The 16,105-nt window shown below is 72.3% G+C and carries 15 protein-coding genes; 12 read left to right on the forward strand and 3 right to left on the reverse strand.

The features are described 5' to 3' along the window. Nucleotide 1: 1 nt before the first annotated feature. Complete coding sequence (locus tag ABZZ20_RS21555) at nt 2-1,483, forward strand: hypothetical protein (RefSeq protein WP_356871842.1); 1,482 nt, start codon at nt 2-4, stop codon at nt 1,481-1,483. A 13-nt stretch (nt 1,484-1,496) separates the two neighbouring features. After that, the gene (locus ABZZ20_RS21560) at nt 1,497-2,546 is read left to right on the forward strand and encodes a beta-ketoacyl-ACP synthase 3 (RefSeq protein ID WP_356871844.1); all 1,050 of its coding nucleotides are present in this window, start codon (nt 1,497-1,499) and stop codon (nt 2,544-2,546) included. 61 nt (nt 2,547-2,607) lie between these two features. On the opposite strand, the gene ABZZ20_RS21565 is transcribed toward ABZZ20_RS21560, so the two are convergent. Next, the gene (locus tag ABZZ20_RS21565; protein WP_356871846.1) at nt 2,608-3,390 is read right to left on the reverse strand and encodes a lysophospholipid acyltransferase family protein; all 783 of its coding nucleotides are present in this window, start codon (nt 3,388-3,390) and stop codon (nt 2,608-2,610) included. 194 nt (nt 3,391-3,584) lie between these two features. Here ABZZ20_RS21565 and ABZZ20_RS21570 point away from each other — a divergent pair, with 194 nt between their 5' ends. The 10 genes from ABZZ20_RS21570 to ABZZ20_RS21615 all read left to right on the forward strand — a co-directional run bounded on the left by ABZZ20_RS21570 (nt 3,585) and on the right by ABZZ20_RS21615 (nt 14,305). Next, entirely contained in the window at nt 3,585-3,836 is a 252-nt protein-coding gene (locus ABZZ20_RS21570; RefSeq protein ID WP_356871848.1) for a phosphopantetheine-binding protein, read from the forward strand. After that, nucleotides 3,833-5,038 (forward strand): beta-ketoacyl-[acyl-carrier-protein] synthase family protein, encoded by a 1,206-nt coding sequence (locus ABZZ20_RS21575; RefSeq protein WP_356871850.1) that lies wholly within the window; start codon nt 3,833-3,835, stop codon nt 5,036-5,038. Before ABZZ20_RS21570 ends, ABZZ20_RS21575 begins: the two co-directional genes overlap by 4 nt. Nucleotides 5,039-5,230: 192 nt before the next feature. Further along, a complete protein-coding gene (locus ABZZ20_RS21580; RefSeq protein WP_356871851.1) occupies nt 5,231-7,339 on the forward strand; it encodes a SpoIIE family protein phosphatase in 2,109 nt (702 codons plus the stop codon). Nucleotides 7,340-7,376: 37 nt separating this feature from the next. After that, entirely contained in the window at nt 7,377-8,009 is a 633-nt protein-coding gene (locus tag ABZZ20_RS21585) for a nucleoside/nucleotide kinase family protein (RefSeq protein ID WP_356871853.1), read from the forward strand. 396 nt (nt 8,010-8,405) lie between these two features. After that, nucleotides 8,406-8,984 (forward strand): sigma-70 family RNA polymerase sigma factor, encoded by a 579-nt coding sequence (locus ABZZ20_RS21590; protein WP_356871855.1) that lies wholly within the window; start codon nt 8,406-8,408, stop codon nt 8,982-8,984. Next, nucleotides 8,981-10,531 (forward strand): hypothetical protein, encoded by a 1,551-nt coding sequence (locus ABZZ20_RS21595; protein ID WP_356871857.1) that lies wholly within the window; start codon nt 8,981-8,983, stop codon nt 10,529-10,531. Before ABZZ20_RS21590 ends, ABZZ20_RS21595 begins: the two co-directional genes overlap by 4 nt. 113 nt (nt 10,532-10,644) lie before the next feature. After that, nucleotides 10,645-11,277: a hypothetical protein gene (locus ABZZ20_RS21600; protein ID WP_356871858.1), complete on the forward strand. Its 633-nt coding sequence runs from the start codon at nt 10,645-10,647 to the stop codon at nt 11,275-11,277. 117 nt (nt 11,278-11,394) lie between these two features. Beyond that, nucleotides 11,395-11,655, forward strand: coding sequence for a ferredoxin (locus tag ABZZ20_RS21605; RefSeq protein ID WP_356871880.1), 261 nt, complete (start codon nt 11,395-11,397; stop codon nt 11,653-11,655). Beyond that, nucleotides 11,648-13,039, forward strand: a complete 1,392-nt coding sequence (locus ABZZ20_RS21610) for an FAD-dependent oxidoreductase (protein ID WP_356871860.1) — start codon at nt 11,648-11,650, stop codon at nt 13,037-13,039. Before ABZZ20_RS21605 ends, ABZZ20_RS21610 begins: the two co-directional genes overlap by 8 nt. A 27-nt stretch (nt 13,040-13,066) precedes the next feature. Beyond that, nucleotides 13,067-14,305, forward strand: coding sequence for a cytochrome P450 (locus tag ABZZ20_RS21615; protein ID WP_356871862.1), 1,239 nt, complete (start codon nt 13,067-13,069; stop codon nt 14,303-14,305). 119 nt (nt 14,306-14,424) lie between these two features. On the opposite strand, the gene ABZZ20_RS21620 is transcribed toward ABZZ20_RS21615, so the two are convergent. Continuing rightward, nucleotides 14,425-15,090 carry an HAD family acid phosphatase gene (locus ABZZ20_RS21620; RefSeq protein ID WP_356871864.1) on the reverse strand — a complete coding sequence of 222 codons (666 nt, stop codon included), beginning with the start codon at nt 15,088-15,090 and terminating at the stop codon, nt 14,425-14,427. Between the two features lie 84 nt (nt 15,091-15,174). After that, nucleotides 15,175-15,933: a 3-hydroxybutyrate dehydrogenase gene (locus ABZZ20_RS21625; RefSeq protein WP_356871866.1), complete on the reverse strand. Its 759-nt coding sequence runs from the start codon at nt 15,931-15,933 to the stop codon at nt 15,175-15,177. Between the last annotated feature and the right edge of the window lie 172 nt (nt 15,934-16,105).

A 16,105-nucleotide genomic window follows, 5' to 3' on the forward strand; every position in this document is an offset into this window, starting at 1 on the left:
GATGACCACTGCCGACAGCCCGGCCACCACGGCGCGACGTCCCGCGACGGCCTGGCTCCTAGAGAACGCCGTGTTCAGCGCGACCATGGCCGCCCAGCGCCTGCCGTGGACGGACGCCCCGGCCCGTGCCCTGGGGTTGGACCTGATGACCCGGGACGGGGTGATGCGCATGCTGCTGGCCCATCTGCGGCGCACCCGCTCCGGGCGGCCGGTGCAACTCCGCACCCCGTTCGGGTCCTTCCTCCTGCCGCTGGCCGCCAGTGACGCCGAGGGCATGCTCGCTCGGGCCGACGAGGCCGGGGCGTTGGGACCCGCAGTCGGTCTCACGGCCGGTGGACGACGCTACGAACTGTCGCAGCATGTGCCGTTGCCCCGGGACGCGGCCGTGCCGGCAGCGGAGTTGGGCGCCCTGGTGGCCGACGACGTGGACGATGCGGTCGCGTCCCGGCGCGGGGACGGCACGCTGGAGTGGCACGCCTGGCACCGCGGCATGCTGCGGCTGAGCCGGCGCGTCGTGGTGGGCGCCGCAGCCACCGAGGACACGCTGCTGAGCGAGGTGATCGCAGTGGCGACGGCGGGTGTGGACAGCAGGCCGTACGCGGACGGGGCCGCCGCGGCCCTGGGCCGACGGCTGGCACCCCATCTGGCCGACCCGGACCCCTGCTCCGTGACCGGCCGGATGGTGGCGCAGGCCGGTGGTGCGGGCACGGGACACGGTAGTGATCCGGAGGCCGCCGTCCCGGCCGTCGCCCACGCGCTCGCGCTCGTGTCCGAGGCCGCGGCCGGGACCGTGCTCCAGGCGCTGGCCCTGCTCGCCGTGGGGGCCGCCGCGTCCGCCGAGGACGCCGTGGGCGAGGCCCTACGCCGCTATCCGCCGGTCGCCGCCGCCGTGTACCCCGTACGGGCGTCGTTCGTATGGGAGGACCTGGCGGTCGAGGCCGGGACCGAGATCCTGCGTGCGCCCGGCTGGCTGCGCGGACCGCACGACGAGGACCGCCCGGCCCCGGGGACGTCCGGGGCACCGGCGCTGTGCGGGGCCCCGTCCGCATGCGCGGCGACACGGTTCGCGGCGCTGGTCGCCGAGCAGATCGTGCGCCTCGTCACGGCGACGGTTCGCCCGGTGGTTATCTCGCCGCAGTTCACCGCGGACCGGCTGCCGGACACACTGGACCCGCGGACGCTGCTCGTGGCGCTGGAGGACCTCGCCGCCCCTTCGGGCGACGGGCGGGTCACCGTCGGCATGCCGACGGCGGTGCCGGTCTCCGCGTTCGGGTACGCCCCGGCGGCGTACGGAGCCTTGGCGCACGCCAGCGCCGACCGGCTGGAACGGCACGCGGAGAGCCTTGCCGCCTGCGCCGGGAACAGCGGCTGGAACAAGGACGGGGCGGGCGAGCAGTTCCGGGTCGCCCTGCTGGGCCACGCCGAACGGTGTGCGACGGCGGCCACCGGCGTCCGGCGCGCAGCGAAGCGGCTGGCGGACTGAGGCGGACGGGACCATGCACACTTCGGCAACCCCACCAGCGCCGGATTCCGGCCGCGGAGCCGTACTGTCCGGGCTCGGCGCCTACCTGCCGCCGCGCGTCCTCACCAACGCCGAGCTGTGTGGGCAGCGGTCCATCGGCGACGAATGGATCCGCACCCGCATCGGTGTGGCGAGCCGACGCATCGCCGACGGGGAGTCCACCGTCGACCTGGCCGTCCGGGCCGGTCGCCATGCGCTGACGGCCGCCGGGGCGTCCGCGGTAGACGCGGTCGTCCTGGCCACCATCTCCCCGGACCGGCTCCTGCCGGCCGGTGCCCCGGAGGTGGCGGCGCGGCTCGGGCTGGGCACGGTGGCGGCGTTCGACCTGGCGTCGGGGTGCAGCGGGTTCCTGTACGGCCTGGGCGTGGCGACCTCGATGATCAGCGCGGGAACCTTCGGGAGCGTACTGCTGGTCGCCTCCGACGTGTTCAGCGCGTTCCTCGATCCGGAGGACTGGCTGATGTCGGCCATCTTCGGCGACGGCGCGGGAGCGGTGGTGCTGCGCGCCGGGGGAGCGGGTACCCCCGGCGCGTTCGGGCTGTTCGACCTGGGTAGTGACGGCGCGCAGGCCGATCTGCTGGAGATCCCCGGCGGGGGCGCGCGGGCGAGGAAGAGGTTGCTGGCGGCGCCGGACGAGGCGATCTCGTCGTACTTCCGGATGGACGGGCCCGCCGTACGCAAACAGGCAGTCGTCGGCATGTGCGACTCCGTGACCCGGGCCCTGGGCGGAGCCGGATGGTCACTCGGGGAGCTGGACCTGCTGGTCGCCCACCAGGCGAACCAGCGCATCCTGGACGGCCTCACCGCCGAGTTGGGCCTGGCGCCCGGCCAGGTCCTGTCGCACATCGAGTCGTACGGGAACACGGCGGCGGCCTCGGTGCCCGTACTGCTGGCCCAGGCCGCCGCTTCCGGGACGCTCGCGGCGGGCCGGCGGGTGGCGCTCACCGCCTACGGCGCCGGGCTGGCCTGGGGGTCGACCACCCTGGTCTGGCCCGAGGTGCGGGCGGTGGTCGAGGACGGCTGAGGCCGGCCCCGACCGGTGCGGGGGCGCCCGCGCTCCGGGCGCGCCCGCCGCCCCGCGTGCGCTACCAGAACGGCGTGTCCCGCCTGCGGCGTTCCCGGTCCACCAGGGACTGCACCGCGGCGTGGGCCTCGGCGCACAGCAGTCGGGCCGCGGCGCAGCGGGCGGCGTAGGACGTGCCCCCGTGCGGCGCGGGGATCGGCTCGCCGATGGTGACGAGCCACTTCGCGGGCAACGGGAAGACCGGAGTGATCGGGAAGTAGGGGAGGTCGAAGAGGCGTGCCAGGGCCGGGACGTCACCGAACCGGGGGCACGCCTCCTCGGCACCGATGACGGACACCGGCACGACGGGGGCGCCGGCCCGGACGGCGGTGACCGCGAATCCGGGGCTGAAGGGGCGGAGTTGGTAGCGCTTGCGGAAGGGCTTTTCCAGACCGGCGAGGCCTTCGGGAAACACTCCGACGAGTTCCCCGGCGGTCAGGTGTTCCATTCCGAGCATCGGATCGAGTGGAATGGCGCCCTTCTTCCGGGCGTACGAACCGATGACCGGAAATCGGAACACGAGGGGTGCGGCAGGTACGTTCAGGGGGCGCTGGAGGCTGCGGGCGAAGACCTTCTGGAGTACGAAGGCGTCGAGCCCCCAGGCTCCGGAGTGGTTGGCGACGACGACGGCGGGCCCGTCCGCCGGAATGTTCTCCACCCCGACTACTTCCAGTCGGAAGTAGTCGTCGACGAGCCAGTCCAGGAAACGGTCCCAGGCGCTTTCCCCGACGTCGCCGAGCAGCTGCTTCACGTACCTGAGCTCCGAGCCGGCCACCTCGATCACATCGGCCATCCTTTCCGACACGAATGATCCTCCATCTCGCTTTTTGAAACATCAAGAAGCTGTTCAAAGGCGGGTTTTGAGTAAATACCCTGCCGTGGTACTTATTTGAGCACGAGAACGTTCAACTTCCCTGCGTCGCGTTCTCGTTCACCTTTCCCACCGGCCGTGCGCGCCACCCCGGAGCAACGGTCCCGATACCGAAAACGAGAGCCCCTGTGACCACCTCCGCGCCGGAATCAATCCTCGACGTGATCAGTGAACTGCTCATCGAGAGGTTCGAAGTCCCCCCAGAAGAGGTACGGGCCGGCGCGCGGATGCGCGATCTGCTGACCGATTCGCTCATGGTCGTCGAGATGGCCATCGCCGTTCACGAGACGCTGGGCGTCAAGATCGAAGAGGAGGAGGTACGCGGCAGCACCCTCGCGGAGTTCGCCGCGTCCGTCGAGGCACGGCGCACGGACCGTTGAGCCGACGCCCCGAGGCCGTCGTGACGGGGCTCGGCCTGGTCACGGCGGCCGGCTGCGACCTGGACAGCACGTGGTCGGCCGTCCGCGCGGGCCGCTCCACCGCCGCCGCGGACGAGCTGCTGACCGGTCTGCCCGTCAGCCTCAGCTGCCGCGTACCGGACCTGGACCACCCGGTCCTGCACCGGCGCGGCGCGGCCCACCTGGACCCGGTCGACCGTTTCGCCCTGGTGGCAGCCGCCCAGGCACTCGAACACGCCGGGCTCGATCCACAGCAGTGGGACGGCAGCAGGGTCGCCGTGGTGACCGGCGGCGGCATGGGCGGCGTCCGGACCCAGGACGAGGCACTCGAACGGCTCGCCCGGCGGGGCCCGGAGTTCGTCTCGCCGTACTTCCTCCCCGGCTATCTGATCAACATGGCGTGTGCCAACCTCGCGCTGCGCTTCCGGGTGACCGGGCCCGCCCTGTCCACGTCCACGGCCTGCGCCTCCGGCACCACCGCCCTCGGCCTCGCCCGGGACCTGCTGGCGACACGGCAGTGCGACATCGCCCTCGTGTGCGGCGCCGAGGCGGCCGTCAGCCGGCTGGTGGTGACCGGCTTCTCCCAGCTCGGCGCACTGTCGGGCACGGGGTCACGCCCGTTCGACGCCACCCGCGACGGCTTCGTCATCGCCGAGGGCGCCGGCGCACTGGTCCTGGAGCGCCCCGAACACGCCGCCGCGCGGGCGGCCCGGCCCGTCGCCCGCCTGATCGGCTACGCCTCCTCCACCGACGCCCACCACCTGGTGGCGCCGCATCCCGAGGGCCGCGGCGCCGAGCAGGCCGTCCGCGGCGCCCTCGCGGACGCGGACGTCGGACCTGCGGACGTCGGCCACGTCAACGCGCACGGCACCTCGACCCGGCAGAACGACCACATCGAGGCGGCGGTCCTCCGTCGCGTCTTCCCCCACCAGCCCCCCGTCACCTCGGCCAAGGGCACGCTCGGGCACACGCTCGGGGCCTCGGGAGTCATCGAGGCGGCACTGACCGCCCTGGCCCTGGCCGAGGACACCGTCCCGCCCACGGGCGGGCTGCGCGCAACCGACGCCGGCATGGACATCGACGTCGTCAGCGGCACGGCGAGGATGCACACCTCGTCCGTGGCCGTCAGCAACTCGTTCGGGTTCGGCGGGCACAACGCCGTGGTGGTCCTCGCAAGCCCCTGACCACGACGGGAAGCGGTCCGGGGCCGGCGGGGCGACCATGGGGGGTGTGGAGGAAGCGAAGCCGAGGGCCTCCCTTGCCGGGCGGCTGCACGAAGCTGACCGCGGCGCCCGGGCAGGCGCCCGGGCAGGCGCCCGAGCCGTGTACCGATCCGCTGACCATGCCGTGGGCCGCCGGGGAGGGGCGGGTGCCGGATGAACGGGAAGATGTCGATCGAGGACCTGATCAGCAGCGCCGCCCAGGATGCCGGAGGGTGGCTCGGCTCCCTGCCCATAGCGCAGCTGGCCACCAGCGCCGACGGCACGATCGTCCGCTGGAACCGCACGGCCCAAGACCTCCTCGGGTACAGCCCACCGCAGATCGTGGGCCGACACATCGCCGACCTCCTCCACCCCGGAGCCGACCGCAGCCTCGGCCGTTCCCTGTGGGAGACCGCCGCCACCGGGCGCGGGGTGATGGGGACCGTGACGGCATGGCACCAAGACGGGCATCCGCTGGAGGTGGAGATCTGGGCCTGCCCGGTTCCCGGCCGGCGTCACGGCGCCTCGGCGGTCCTGGTCTTCGCCGCCGACGCCCATGCGGCGCGCCGCATCCGCGGGTCTTCGGCGGTCTGGGACGGGCTCTTCGCCCGCTCGCCCGTCGGCATCGCCATCCTCGACACGCAGCTGCGGTTCCTCCAGGTCAATCCCGCCCTGGAGGCAATGAACGGCCTCTCGGAGTCCGCCCACGTGGGACGGCGCCTCGCGCAGGTGCTGCCGGAGGTGAACGCCGAGGACATGGAGGACGCGATGCGGCAGGTCCTGGCCACCGGGGAGCCGGTGCTGGACCGCCGTCGCGCGGGCCGCACCCCGGCCGACCCGACCCACGACCGGGTGTGGTCGTGCTCGTACGTCCGGGTGGAAGATCCCGGCGGCCGCCCGATCGGCGTGATCGCCTCCCTGCTCGACATCACCGAGCAGCAGCACGACCACATCGAGGCCGAGGCGGGGCGCCGCAGGCTCGCCCTGCTCAGCGAGGCCAGCGTCCGCATCGGTGCCAGCCTGGAACTGGAGCGCACCGCGCAGGAGCTGGCGGAGCTAGCCGTACCGCAGCTCGCCGACGCCGCCACCGTCGACGTACTGGACACCCTGGCCCACGGCGACGAACCGGCTACGGGCCTGGCCGGCGGCATCGCCCTGCGCCGCCTGGGCAAAGCCCCGCTGACGGGTTCCGCCGTCATCGGCATCCTCGCCCCCTTGGGCAGGACCCTCGTCTTTCCCGCCGGCGCCCCCTACACCCAGGCCCTGACCGGCCGCCAGCCCTTCCTGATCCCCGAGCTGGACGAGCAGGCCGTCGCTTCCGCCGCCCGCCACACGACCAAAGCCGCACAACTCCTGCCCGCCGGCGTGCACTCATTCATGATGGCCCCGCTCGTCGCCCGGGACCTCGTGCTCGGTGTCGCCACCTTCTACCGCACCCGCCCCATCGGCCCCTTCGGACCCGATGACGTCACCCTCGCCGGTGAACTCGCGGCCCGCGCCGCGATCAGCATCGACAACGCCCGTCTCTACCATCGCGAACACGAGACCGCGGTCATCCTCCAGCGCAGCATGCTGCCGCAACACATCACCGCGCCGCCCGGCATCGAGGTCGCCCACCGTTACCTGCCTGCCAGCGACGTCAACGAGATCGGCGGCGACTGGTACGACGTCCTGCAGCTGCCCGGAGGCAAGGCCGCCCTCCTCATCGGGGACGTCATGGGCCACGGCATCGCGGCCGCGGCGGTCATGGGACGGCTCTCCGCCAGCGTGCGCGCCCTCGCCCGACTCGACCTCGCTCCCGAAGAACTGATGAACCAGCTCGAAGCGACCCTGGACGATCTCGCCGAGCCGATGATCGCCACCTTCCTGTACGCCGTGGTCGACCCGGAAACCGGCCACTGCCGCATCACCCGTGCCGGGCACCCGCCACCGGCGACCGTGGCCCCCGACGGCACGGTCCGCCTCCTCCAACTGCCGCCCGGCACCCCGCTGGGCGTCGGCGGGACCACCTTCGCCACCACCGACCTCACCCTTCCTCCCGGCAGCCTCCTCGTCCTGTACACCGACGGCCTCGTCGAAGCGCGCGGAAGCGACATCGACGAACGCCTGGCCGACCTCACCCGCCTGCTCACCGAACCCCAGGGCTCGCTGGACCACCTGTGCGACTCGCTGATCACCCACCTGGTCCCGGCATCCGCGGACGACGACATCGCCCTCCTCATCGCCCGCATCGGCTCCGGTCCCTCTACCCCCCGACCCGCCGGGCCGTCCACCCGGGTCTGAGCGGACCGCACCCGCATGCCGCGGGCAGGATGAGGGGATGGAATTCATCGAACTGGAGGAGCGGGCCCGTGCGCTCGCGGCGTCGGGCGTCCGGCGGCTCCTCGGCATCGCCGGTCCGCCCGGAGCCGGCAAGTCGACCCTGGCCGCGCGCCTCGCCCAGGCACTCGGGCCGCACCTCGCCGTCGTCGTACCGATGGACGGGTTCCACCTCGCCCAGGCCGAACTGGTGCGGTTGGGCCGGGCCGACCGCAAGGGCGCGCCGGACACCTTCGACGCGGCCGGATACGCGGCGCTGCTGCGCCGGCTCCGTACACCCGCCGCCGGGGCGGTCTACGCTCCGACCTTCGACCGGTCGTTGGAGGAGCCCGTCGCCGGGAGCATTCCGGTGCACCCCGCAGTGCGCCTGGTGATCACCGAGGGCAACTACCTGCTGCACGGGGTGGGGGAGTGGGCGGTGGTACGGCCCCTCCTCGACGAGGTCTGGTTCCTCGCACCCGACGATGCGGTACGGGTCCGGCGCCTGGTCGACCGCCACGTCCGTCACGGGAAGGCGCAGGCCCGCGCCGAGGAGTGGGTGACCGGATCGGACGAGGCGAACGCCCGGCTGATCGCTCCGGGCCGGGCCCGGGCCGATCTGGTGGTGGAGTGCCCCGGTGACGTGATCCGGTGACCGGTGACCGGTGACGCGCGGGTGCGGTGACACCCCGCCAGTCAGCGAAGGTCAGCAAGGGGCGTACGCGGAGGCACGGGGGGCGCGCAGCGGGGCAGATGCGCCATTTTCCGAAAGATTTCCGTCGACAGCCGTGCACAATCGGGCGCCTTTTCCGATGGGGTGGTGTTGGGGGGAGCTACCGGTGCGTCCGGCTGCTGGATGTGGGGGGCTGGCACGCCCGTTCCGTTCACTTCACCGGAAGGCTTCCCGCCGACGTGAGTCCTGTCCAGATCGTCTCCTCCGTGCTGATAGGCGTCGCCTGGTACGCCGTCAGGAGACACCCATCCCTGCCCGGTCCGCCGACCCGGGCCGCGACCGCTCGTACCGGCGACGACCGGCACACTGGAGGAGCGAATGAGTGAGGGCGAGTTCGACCCGGCCGGGGACCGGGCGGTCTCCAGCGTGCTGCCCGGCGTCCTGCCGGTGGAGTTCAGCGCGTTCCACTCCCAGTACCACCGCGCCTACCTGCGCTACGCACACCTGCACCTGGGTTCCCGTCAGGACGCCGAGGACGTCGTCGACGACGTGTTCCTCTTCCTCCTGAAGGTGTGGCGCCAAGCGCTGAAGGAGGCGAGCCTCCACGGCTTCGCGTGGGCCGTGCTGCGCGAACACGTCGCGCGGAGACTGGCCGTGCTGGGCCGGCCGGCGGTGATGGTGGAGACGGCCTGGTTCGCCGCGTTGCGCCGCGCCTCCCGGAACCGCATGGAGCTGCTGGAGTCCAAGCTCGGGCTGTACGCGGCGGTCGCGGGACTGCCCGAGCGTAAGTACGACGTGGTGCTCCTGGCGTTCCTGCTGGGGTACGACAACGGCACCGTCGGGCGGATGATGGGGATCTCTCCGGCGGCCGTCCGGTCGCACGTTCGAGGTGCACTCCGAATCCTGTCCCAGAAACTCGGGGCGGACTGGGCTCCCGGAGAGGAGAAGGACCAGTGAGCGACATGACGGCCGACCGCGACGCCGTGACGGCGGAGGAACTGGCAGCGGCACTGGAGCAGGCGCAGGTGCTGATGGACGAGTACACCGGCTACGACGAAGAGGCCGCGCGGAGGCGCATCGCCCGCCGCTTCACGGCGGACCGCACCCACTCGGCGACCGGAGCCCACGGCACGATCGTCCTGCCGGCACCGACGCCGGCACCCGGGTTGGCGCCCCTGCCCGCCCCGGTGTCCAGGCCGGCGGACGACCTCGTCCTGGACGCCGCCTGTCATGTGCGGGCTGCACGCGTCCTGGACGACCTGGCCTGGTTCCTGGCGGAGAACAGTGCCTTCGCCGAGCTCGCCCTGGCCGCCGGAACCTGGCCGCACGGTGCGGAACCGGCACTGCTGTTCGGCTGCCTGCTGCACCTGTCCGACCGGACGGAGGGCGCACAGTTCTGGTTCCAGTACGCGGCGGGTGCCGGTTCGCAGACCGCGGCGCGCCTGCTCTACCTCCACCACCTGGCGCGCGCCGAGGTCCGCACCGCCCGCCACTGGAAGGTGCTGGCCGGGGTGCTGCCATCGGACGAGGGGTTGCCGCTCCTGCCGGAGGTCCCGGAGAACCTGGAGGAGGCCCTCGGAGCTTCGGTCATCTGGACGTCCCCGCCGATCACCACCCAGGACCTCACCGCCCTCACACGGGTGCACGGCCATGGCGGGCGGCCCCCGTACCGGCTTCCCGTCCAGCTGGAGCGGGCAGTGACCGCCCGGATCTGGTCCGAGGACCACGATCTGGGGGAGGTGTACCTGCTCGGCCCGCAGGTCGCGGTGGCGGTCGCCCGGCACGCACGGCTGAGCCCCGTGCACCTCGCCTACGGGGCGGGCGCGTGGGCACTGGTGCCCCTCCGGCAGCCGCACCCGGCCCGGTCCGCCCGGAGCTCCTGTGCACAGCGGCCGGCGCCGGTCGCGATGGAAGCCGTCCACCGGGCGCTTCACGTCCTGGAGGTCGTCAACCGCTACTCGGGCGGCGTGAGCCTCGCCCAGATCGCCCGCGAGACGCGGTTGCCGCAGCTGGCGCTGGCCCGGGTGATGGAGCAGCTGCTACGGGCCAACCTGGTCGCCCCGGCCGGGCCCGGCACGTACATCACCGGCCTCGCCCTCTTAGCGACCGGTACGGCGTCCGGCGACGGGCGCGGACATCTGCAGGAGACCCTCGCCTGGGTCAGGGACGCGGTCGGTGCTGCCGTCTACGAGGAGGACCTCTTCCGACAGCTCGACACGCGCCGGCCGGGCGTCCCCCTGCTCGACGTGCAGGAGTACGCCGTGGGCACGGTCTGCGCGGCCGTACCCATCACCTCGGGCCCCAACGCCGAATGCCTGGCCCTGTCCATCCCGGCATCGGACCCGCACCGCCTGGGTCAGGCCGCCCGGATCCTGCAGAGCGAGGCCGCCGCGGTGCTGCTCTGCCTGATCATCCCCGGCGCCGCACCGGGCGCACCCCGCACGCCGCCGCAGCGGGAGGAGGGCGCGGGCGGGTCGGGCAGTGTCCTGATCACGGCAACGTAGGGGAGGGGTGCGGGAAGAAGCGGGAGGGGCGCGGGACGGCCTGTGGACCGCCCGCGTCACCCGAGCGCGCCGTCCCGCTGGACCGCGGGCCCGGGGTGCAGCTTGCTGGAGGGATGCAACGAGGAGCACTTGGAACGCCCCGGGAAGAGAGCCTGAGCACCCCCAAGGCCGCGGGGCTGGCAGGGGTCGCCTTCGCCCTGCTGCTCGCGGCGGCGATCGTGCTCGTGCGGATCGCGCTGCCCGAAGGTGCGGCCGGCGCACAAGTGGAGATCGCCCCGGGCCGGCGGGGGGCGCTGACCACGGCCCTGGAACTCGTCCCGTTCGCCGGCATCGCCTTCCTGTGGTTCATGGGCGCCCTGCGCGAGCACACCGGGGAGGCCGAGGACCGCTTCGTCACCACCGTCTTCCTCGGCAGCGGGCTGGTCTTCGTCGCCTCCCTCTTCGGCGCCGTCGCGGCTGCCGGCACCGTGCTGGCCAACGGCGAATCCACTGGCTTCGGCCGCCATTTCGCGTACACGTTGCTCACGACCTACGCGATGCGGATGGCCGCCGTCTTCGTCCTGGCCACCTCGAACATCGGGCGCAAGCTCGGGGTCCTCCCGAAGCCGCTGACCGTCGTCGGGTACCTGACCGCGCTGGTGCTGCTGACGGTGGCTTCCTCCGTGCCCTGGTCCGAGCTGATCTTCCCGGGCTGGGCCCTGCTCGTCAGCCTGTACATCTTGAACGTGGCCTTCCGCACGCCGTGAACGCGCCCAGCCGTCAGCAGCCGTCACCCCGATGGTCCTGCCGACGGGCCGTCCCCCGTCCCGGGGCCGCAGGCTGGGCCGGGGAGTCGCAGGGGTCAATGAAAGGACTGCACCTTGCTGAGGCTTGTCGTCGATCTCAATCGCTGCCAGGGATACGCGCAGTGCGCTTTCCTCGCACCCGACGTCTTCGCGATGCACGGAGACGAGGGACTGCTGTACGACCCGCAGGCGCAGGACGCCCAGCGTGAGCGCCTGGCCCAAGCGGTCGCCGCCTGCCCCGTGCAGGCGATCCTCGTGGACGAGCTGGACTCGGCCGCCGCCCCCGCTTCCCGCGGCACGCGTGCCGCCGTGACCACCGGGGAGGCGGCTGATGCCTGACCTCACCCTGGACCGCCTCAAGCAGGACGGCCGGATCGTCGTCGTGGGTGCCTCGTTGGCCGGTCTGCGCGCCGCCGAGACGTTGCGCGACAAGGGCTTCAAGGGCTCGCTCACCATGATCGGCGACGAGCCGTATGAGCCGTACGACCGCCCGCCCCTGTCGAAACAAGTACTGCTGGGCCGGGCTTCGGCCGAGCGCACCGCGCTGCCCCGCCGCCGCGAGATCGACGCCGAGTGGCGACTCGGCGTACCGGCCAGTGGCCTCGACATGGCCGCCCGGAGGGTCAAGCTGGCCGACGGCGACGCGGTGCCCTACGACCGGCTGCTGATCGCCACCGGCGTACGGGCCAGGCCCTGGCCGAACCCGACCGAGGCCGAGCTCGAAGGCGTCTTCGTCCTGCGCACCCGCGACGACGGAGCGGCGCTGGCCCGGCGGCTCGACGCCGGGCCGCGCCGGGTCCTGGTCATCGGCGCCGGCTTCACCGGCTCGGAGATCGCCTCGGCCTGCCGCGAACGCGGCCTGGAGGTCACCGTCGCCGAACGCGGAGACGCGCCGCTCGTCGGCGCCCTCGGTGGGGTGATCGGCGCGGTCGCCGCCGAGCTCCAGCGGGAGAACGGTGTCGACCTGCGCACCGGAGTCATGGTCACCAGCCTTGAGGGCGACTCGACCGGGCGGGTGCGCGCCGCACACTTCTCCGACGGCAGCACGCTGGAGTGCGACGTCGTGGTCGTCTCGCTCGGCGCCCAGCGCAACACCGAGTGGCTCACCGGCTCCGGACTCGGCGCCGGTCCCCGAGGCATCGCGTGCGACGCGGGCTGCCGGGCCTTCGACATCCGCGGCATCGTCACCGACGACATCTTCGTGGCGGGCGACGTCGCCCGCTCCCCGCACCCGCTGTTCGGCTACCAGTTCCTGTCGCTGGAGCACTGGGGCAACGCCGTCTCCCAGGCAGAGACCGCGGCGCACAACATGGTCAGCGAGAGCACCGAACGCCGCCCGCACATCTGGGTGCCGGCCTTCTGGTCCGCCCAGTTCGGGGTGAACATCAAGTCCGTGGGTGTGCCCTCGATGGGCACGGAGATCATGATCACCCAAGGCTCGCGCGCCGAGCGCCGTTTCACCGGTGTCTACGGCTACCAGGGCCGCGTCATCGGGGCGGTCACCTTCGACAACGCGCGCTGGCTGCAGTTCTACCAGCAGCAGATCGAATCCACCGCGCCGTTCCCGCCGCCGTACCCCACGGTGGACCGGCGCCCCGAAGGCCAGCGGCCGATCCCCGCGGACTTCCCCGACCCGTCCGTGCCCACGCACGGGCCGACCATCACCCTCAGCGGGTACTCGCCGGCCGACCGCCGGATGACATTCACCCCCGCCGGGCACTGACCCGCACGCGCCCCCGGAGGACCCGTCATGAAGCAAGGCATCCTGAGCGAGATCCTGGACTACTCCAACCGCGCGAACCCGTACCCGCTGTACGAGGAGCTGCGCAAGACCCCGGTCTTCCACGACGGGGACGGTCCGTACGTCATCAGCACCTACTACGACATCCAGAGCCTGTTGCACGATCCGCGGCTGAGCTCGGACTCGCGCAACCTGGCGGCGACGGCCGGTGACCCGCTGGCCGAGGGCGGGAGCGAGGAGGCGTCGGCCCTGCCGCCGAGCTTCCTGAAGCTGGACCCGCCGGAGCACGACCGGTTGCGCCGGATGACCAACCGTCCCTTCGGGCCGCCGCATGCCCCGCGCCGCGTCGACGCGATGCGCGGTTTCCTCCGCGACACCGTCACCGGCCTCATCGACAACCTGGGCGACCCGACGCGGATCGACCTGGTCGAGCAGTTCGCCTATCCGTTCCCCGTGACCATGATCTGCCGGCTGCTCGGTGTGCCGCGCGAGGACGAGGCCCGTTTCCACGTCTGGGCCGACACCCTCGCCGCGAGCCTGGACCCCGATCCGGGCTCCGACCCGGTCGAACGGGAGAAGACGACGCATGACGCCCGGATGGAACTGGGCATGTACCTGGCCGGGTTGATCGAGGAGCGGCGCAAGGCCCCCGGTGACGACATGCTGTCCCAACTGGCGGTCGGGCACGGCCAGAACGGGACGATGAGCACGATGGAGCTGCTCAGCACCTCCGCCCTGCTGCTGATCGCCGGCCACGAAACCACCGTCAACCTGATCGCCAACGGGATGCTCACCCTGCTGCGCAACCCCGACGTCCTGAAGCAACTGCGCAAGGATCCGGGGCTGGTGGTACCCCTGGTGGAGGAGCTGCTGCGGTTCGAGCCGCCGGTGCAGCTGCTGCCGCAGCGCACCCCTCTCGTCGACATCGAGGTCCGCGGGGTCACCATCCCGAAGGGCTCCTCGATGTGGCTGGTCCTGGCTTCCGGCAACCGGGACCCGAACCGCTTCGAGAACCCGGACTGTTTCGATCCGCACCGCAAGGACGTCCAGCACCTGGGTCTCGGCAGCGGTATCCACAGTTGTTTCGGCGCCCCGCTGGCCCGTCTGGAGGCGCAGCTCGCGCTGAGCGAGCTGGCCCGTCGCCTGGAGAAGCCGAGACTGGTCGAGGACCCGCCGCCCTACCGGCAGAACGCGGTCCTGCGCGGCCCGCGCCACCTGCCGATCACCTGCGACGGGATCCGCTCCTGAAGTGCGGTGCGCCCGACCCGCACGCGGGATGGCTCCGGCCGGGGCACCGGCCGGAGCCGCCGGCTGCAGCGTCGGATCCGGTCACCGACGGGGCGTCGACGACCTGATCCGACGGTCGGTCAGGAGAGCTTGCCGTCGTAGTCGGGCAGCTTGAAGGTGCGCTCCGCGTGGCCGCCGACCAGATCGCTCTGGTTGTTGCCGATGTTGGCGATGATCGTGTAGCCGCGGGCCTCGATCTCGGCGCGCTTGGCCGTCTTGTAGGCGCTGACCTCGCTGAAGAGGGCGGGCAGGTCCCGTACGTACAGGTCCGTGACGGGGTAGCCGACCGCCTGGAGGTTGTGCTGCGTCAGGGAGTGGATGATCCCGGGGCGGGCGGTGACGAAGATGATTGCCACGCCGCGCTCGTGGGCGTACCGGGTCAGGTCGCGGACCTCGGAGATCGCCGGGGTCGGGAAGGTCCAGAACCAGTGGAAGTCGGTCTCCAGCGAGGAGTTGTCGATGTCCAGGACGATCGCGGGCTTCTCGCCGGCGGGCGACTGGGCGATGCGCTGCTCGACGTAGGGGCGGGCCGTGGCCATGACCGTGGCGACGTCGCGCTTCCACGTGTCGTAGTCGATGCCGCGGAGGGCCGCGTTGCCGCCGGGTGCGGAGGCGCTGACCGCGGCCGGACCGGAGATCGGGACGGGCGCAGCCTGGGCGGGGGCGGCAGGGGCCAGCATCAGGACGGCGGCGGCCGTGGCGGTGGCGGTGGCGAGCCTGCGGACGCGGGCGCGGGTGTTGAGCATGTGGGGGCGCTCCTCAGTGAATTGGCATGTACGGAGCCAGAATCCGCAAGATCGCAGGGCCTGTCTACTGACGGGTAGTAAATTTCAGGTGGCGGTCCAACCACCGTCGAGGGGGAGGGACGCGCCCGAGAGGTAGCCGGCGTGGGGTCCGCACAGCCACACCGCTGCCGCCGCGACCTCCTCGGGCTCGATCAGCCGCTTGATCGCGGAGCGGTTCAGCAGCACCTCGGACGGCACGTCCCCGGGGCTGATGCCGTGCACGGCGGCCTGCTGTTCGATCTGGGCCTCGACCAACGGCGTGCGTACGTAGCCGGGACTGATGCAGTTGCTCGTCACCCCGTACGGGGCACCCTCCAGCGCGGTGACCTTGCTCAGCCCCTCCAGGCCGTGCTTGGCCGCGACATAGGCGGACTTGTAGGCGCTGGCGCGCAGTCCGTGGACGCTGGAGATGTTGACCACCCGGCCCCAGCCGGCCGCGTACATCTGCGGCAGGACGTGGCGCAACAGCAGGAACGGCGCGGTGACCATCACCTGCTGGATCAGGGTGAAGCGTTCGGCCGGGAAGTCGGTGATGGGCGCGACGTGTTGCAGGCCGGCGCTGTTGACCAGAATGTCGACGGAGGCGGGCAGTCCCTCGATCGCGGCCGGGTCGGCCAGATCGACGACGTGCGCCCGCCCTCCCACGGCAGCGGCGACCGTCTCGGCCGACTCCGCGTCCCTGTCGACCACGTTCACGGTGGCGCCCGCCTCGGCCAGGGCGATCGCGCAGGCCCTCCCGATGCCGCTGCCGCCACCGGTCACCAGCGCGACGCGCTCCCGCAGGAGAGGAAGTTGACTCGTCATGGCTGAACAGTAGGGAGGACTGCAGGCCGCGCCCATGGCGCCGCGCTCCACTGTCCGGGGCGGGGGGGCGGCCGGGTCCGCCCCCAGCCCGGCCGCGGCGCCGTCGCGAAACCCGACAAAGTCAGATAGATCGAGAATACCGATGAATTCAAGTAACAGAGAGGATCTGCGC

Origin of the sequence: Streptomyces sp. NPDC006430, assembly GCF_040612395.1 — a bacterium.
Taxonomy (GTDB): domain Bacteria; phylum Actinomycetota; class Actinomycetes; order Streptomycetales; family Streptomycetaceae; genus Streptomyces.

Coding starts and splice junctions, on each gene's coding strand:
- ABZZ20_RS21585 (WP_356871853.1), top strand. CDS start 7,377: ATGGAATTCATCGAACTGGAGGAGCGGGCCCGTGCGCTCGCGGCGTCG.
- ABZZ20_RS21600 (WP_356871858.1), top strand. CDS start 10,645: ATGCAACGAGGAGCACTTGGAACGCCCCGGGAAGAGAGCCTGAGCACC.
- ABZZ20_RS21610 (WP_356871860.1), top strand. CDS start 11,648: ATGCCTGACCTCACCCTGGACCGCCTCAAGCAGGACGGCCGGATCGTC.
- ABZZ20_RS21580 (WP_356871851.1), top strand. CDS start 5,231: ATGAACGGGAAGATGTCGATCGAGGACCTGATCAGCAGCGCCGCCCAG.
- ABZZ20_RS21555 (WP_356871842.1), top strand. CDS start 2: ATGACCACTGCCGACAGCCCGGCCACCACGGCGCGACGTCCCGCGACG.
- ABZZ20_RS21615 (WP_356871862.1), top strand. CDS start 13,067: ATGAAGCAAGGCATCCTGAGCGAGATCCTGGACTACTCCAACCGCGCG.
- ABZZ20_RS21590 (WP_356871855.1), top strand. CDS start 8,406: ATGAGTGAGGGCGAGTTCGACCCGGCCGGGGACCGGGCGGTCTCCAGC.
- ABZZ20_RS21620 (WP_356871864.1), bottom strand. CDS start 15,090: ATGCTCAACACCCGCGCCCGCGTCCGCAGGCTCGCCACCGCCACCGCC.
- ABZZ20_RS21560 (WP_356871844.1), top strand. CDS start 1,497: ATGCACACTTCGGCAACCCCACCAGCGCCGGATTCCGGCCGCGGAGCC.
- ABZZ20_RS21625 (WP_356871866.1), bottom strand. CDS start 15,933: ATGACGAGTCAACTTCCTCTCCTGCGGGAGCGCGTCGCGCTGGTGACC.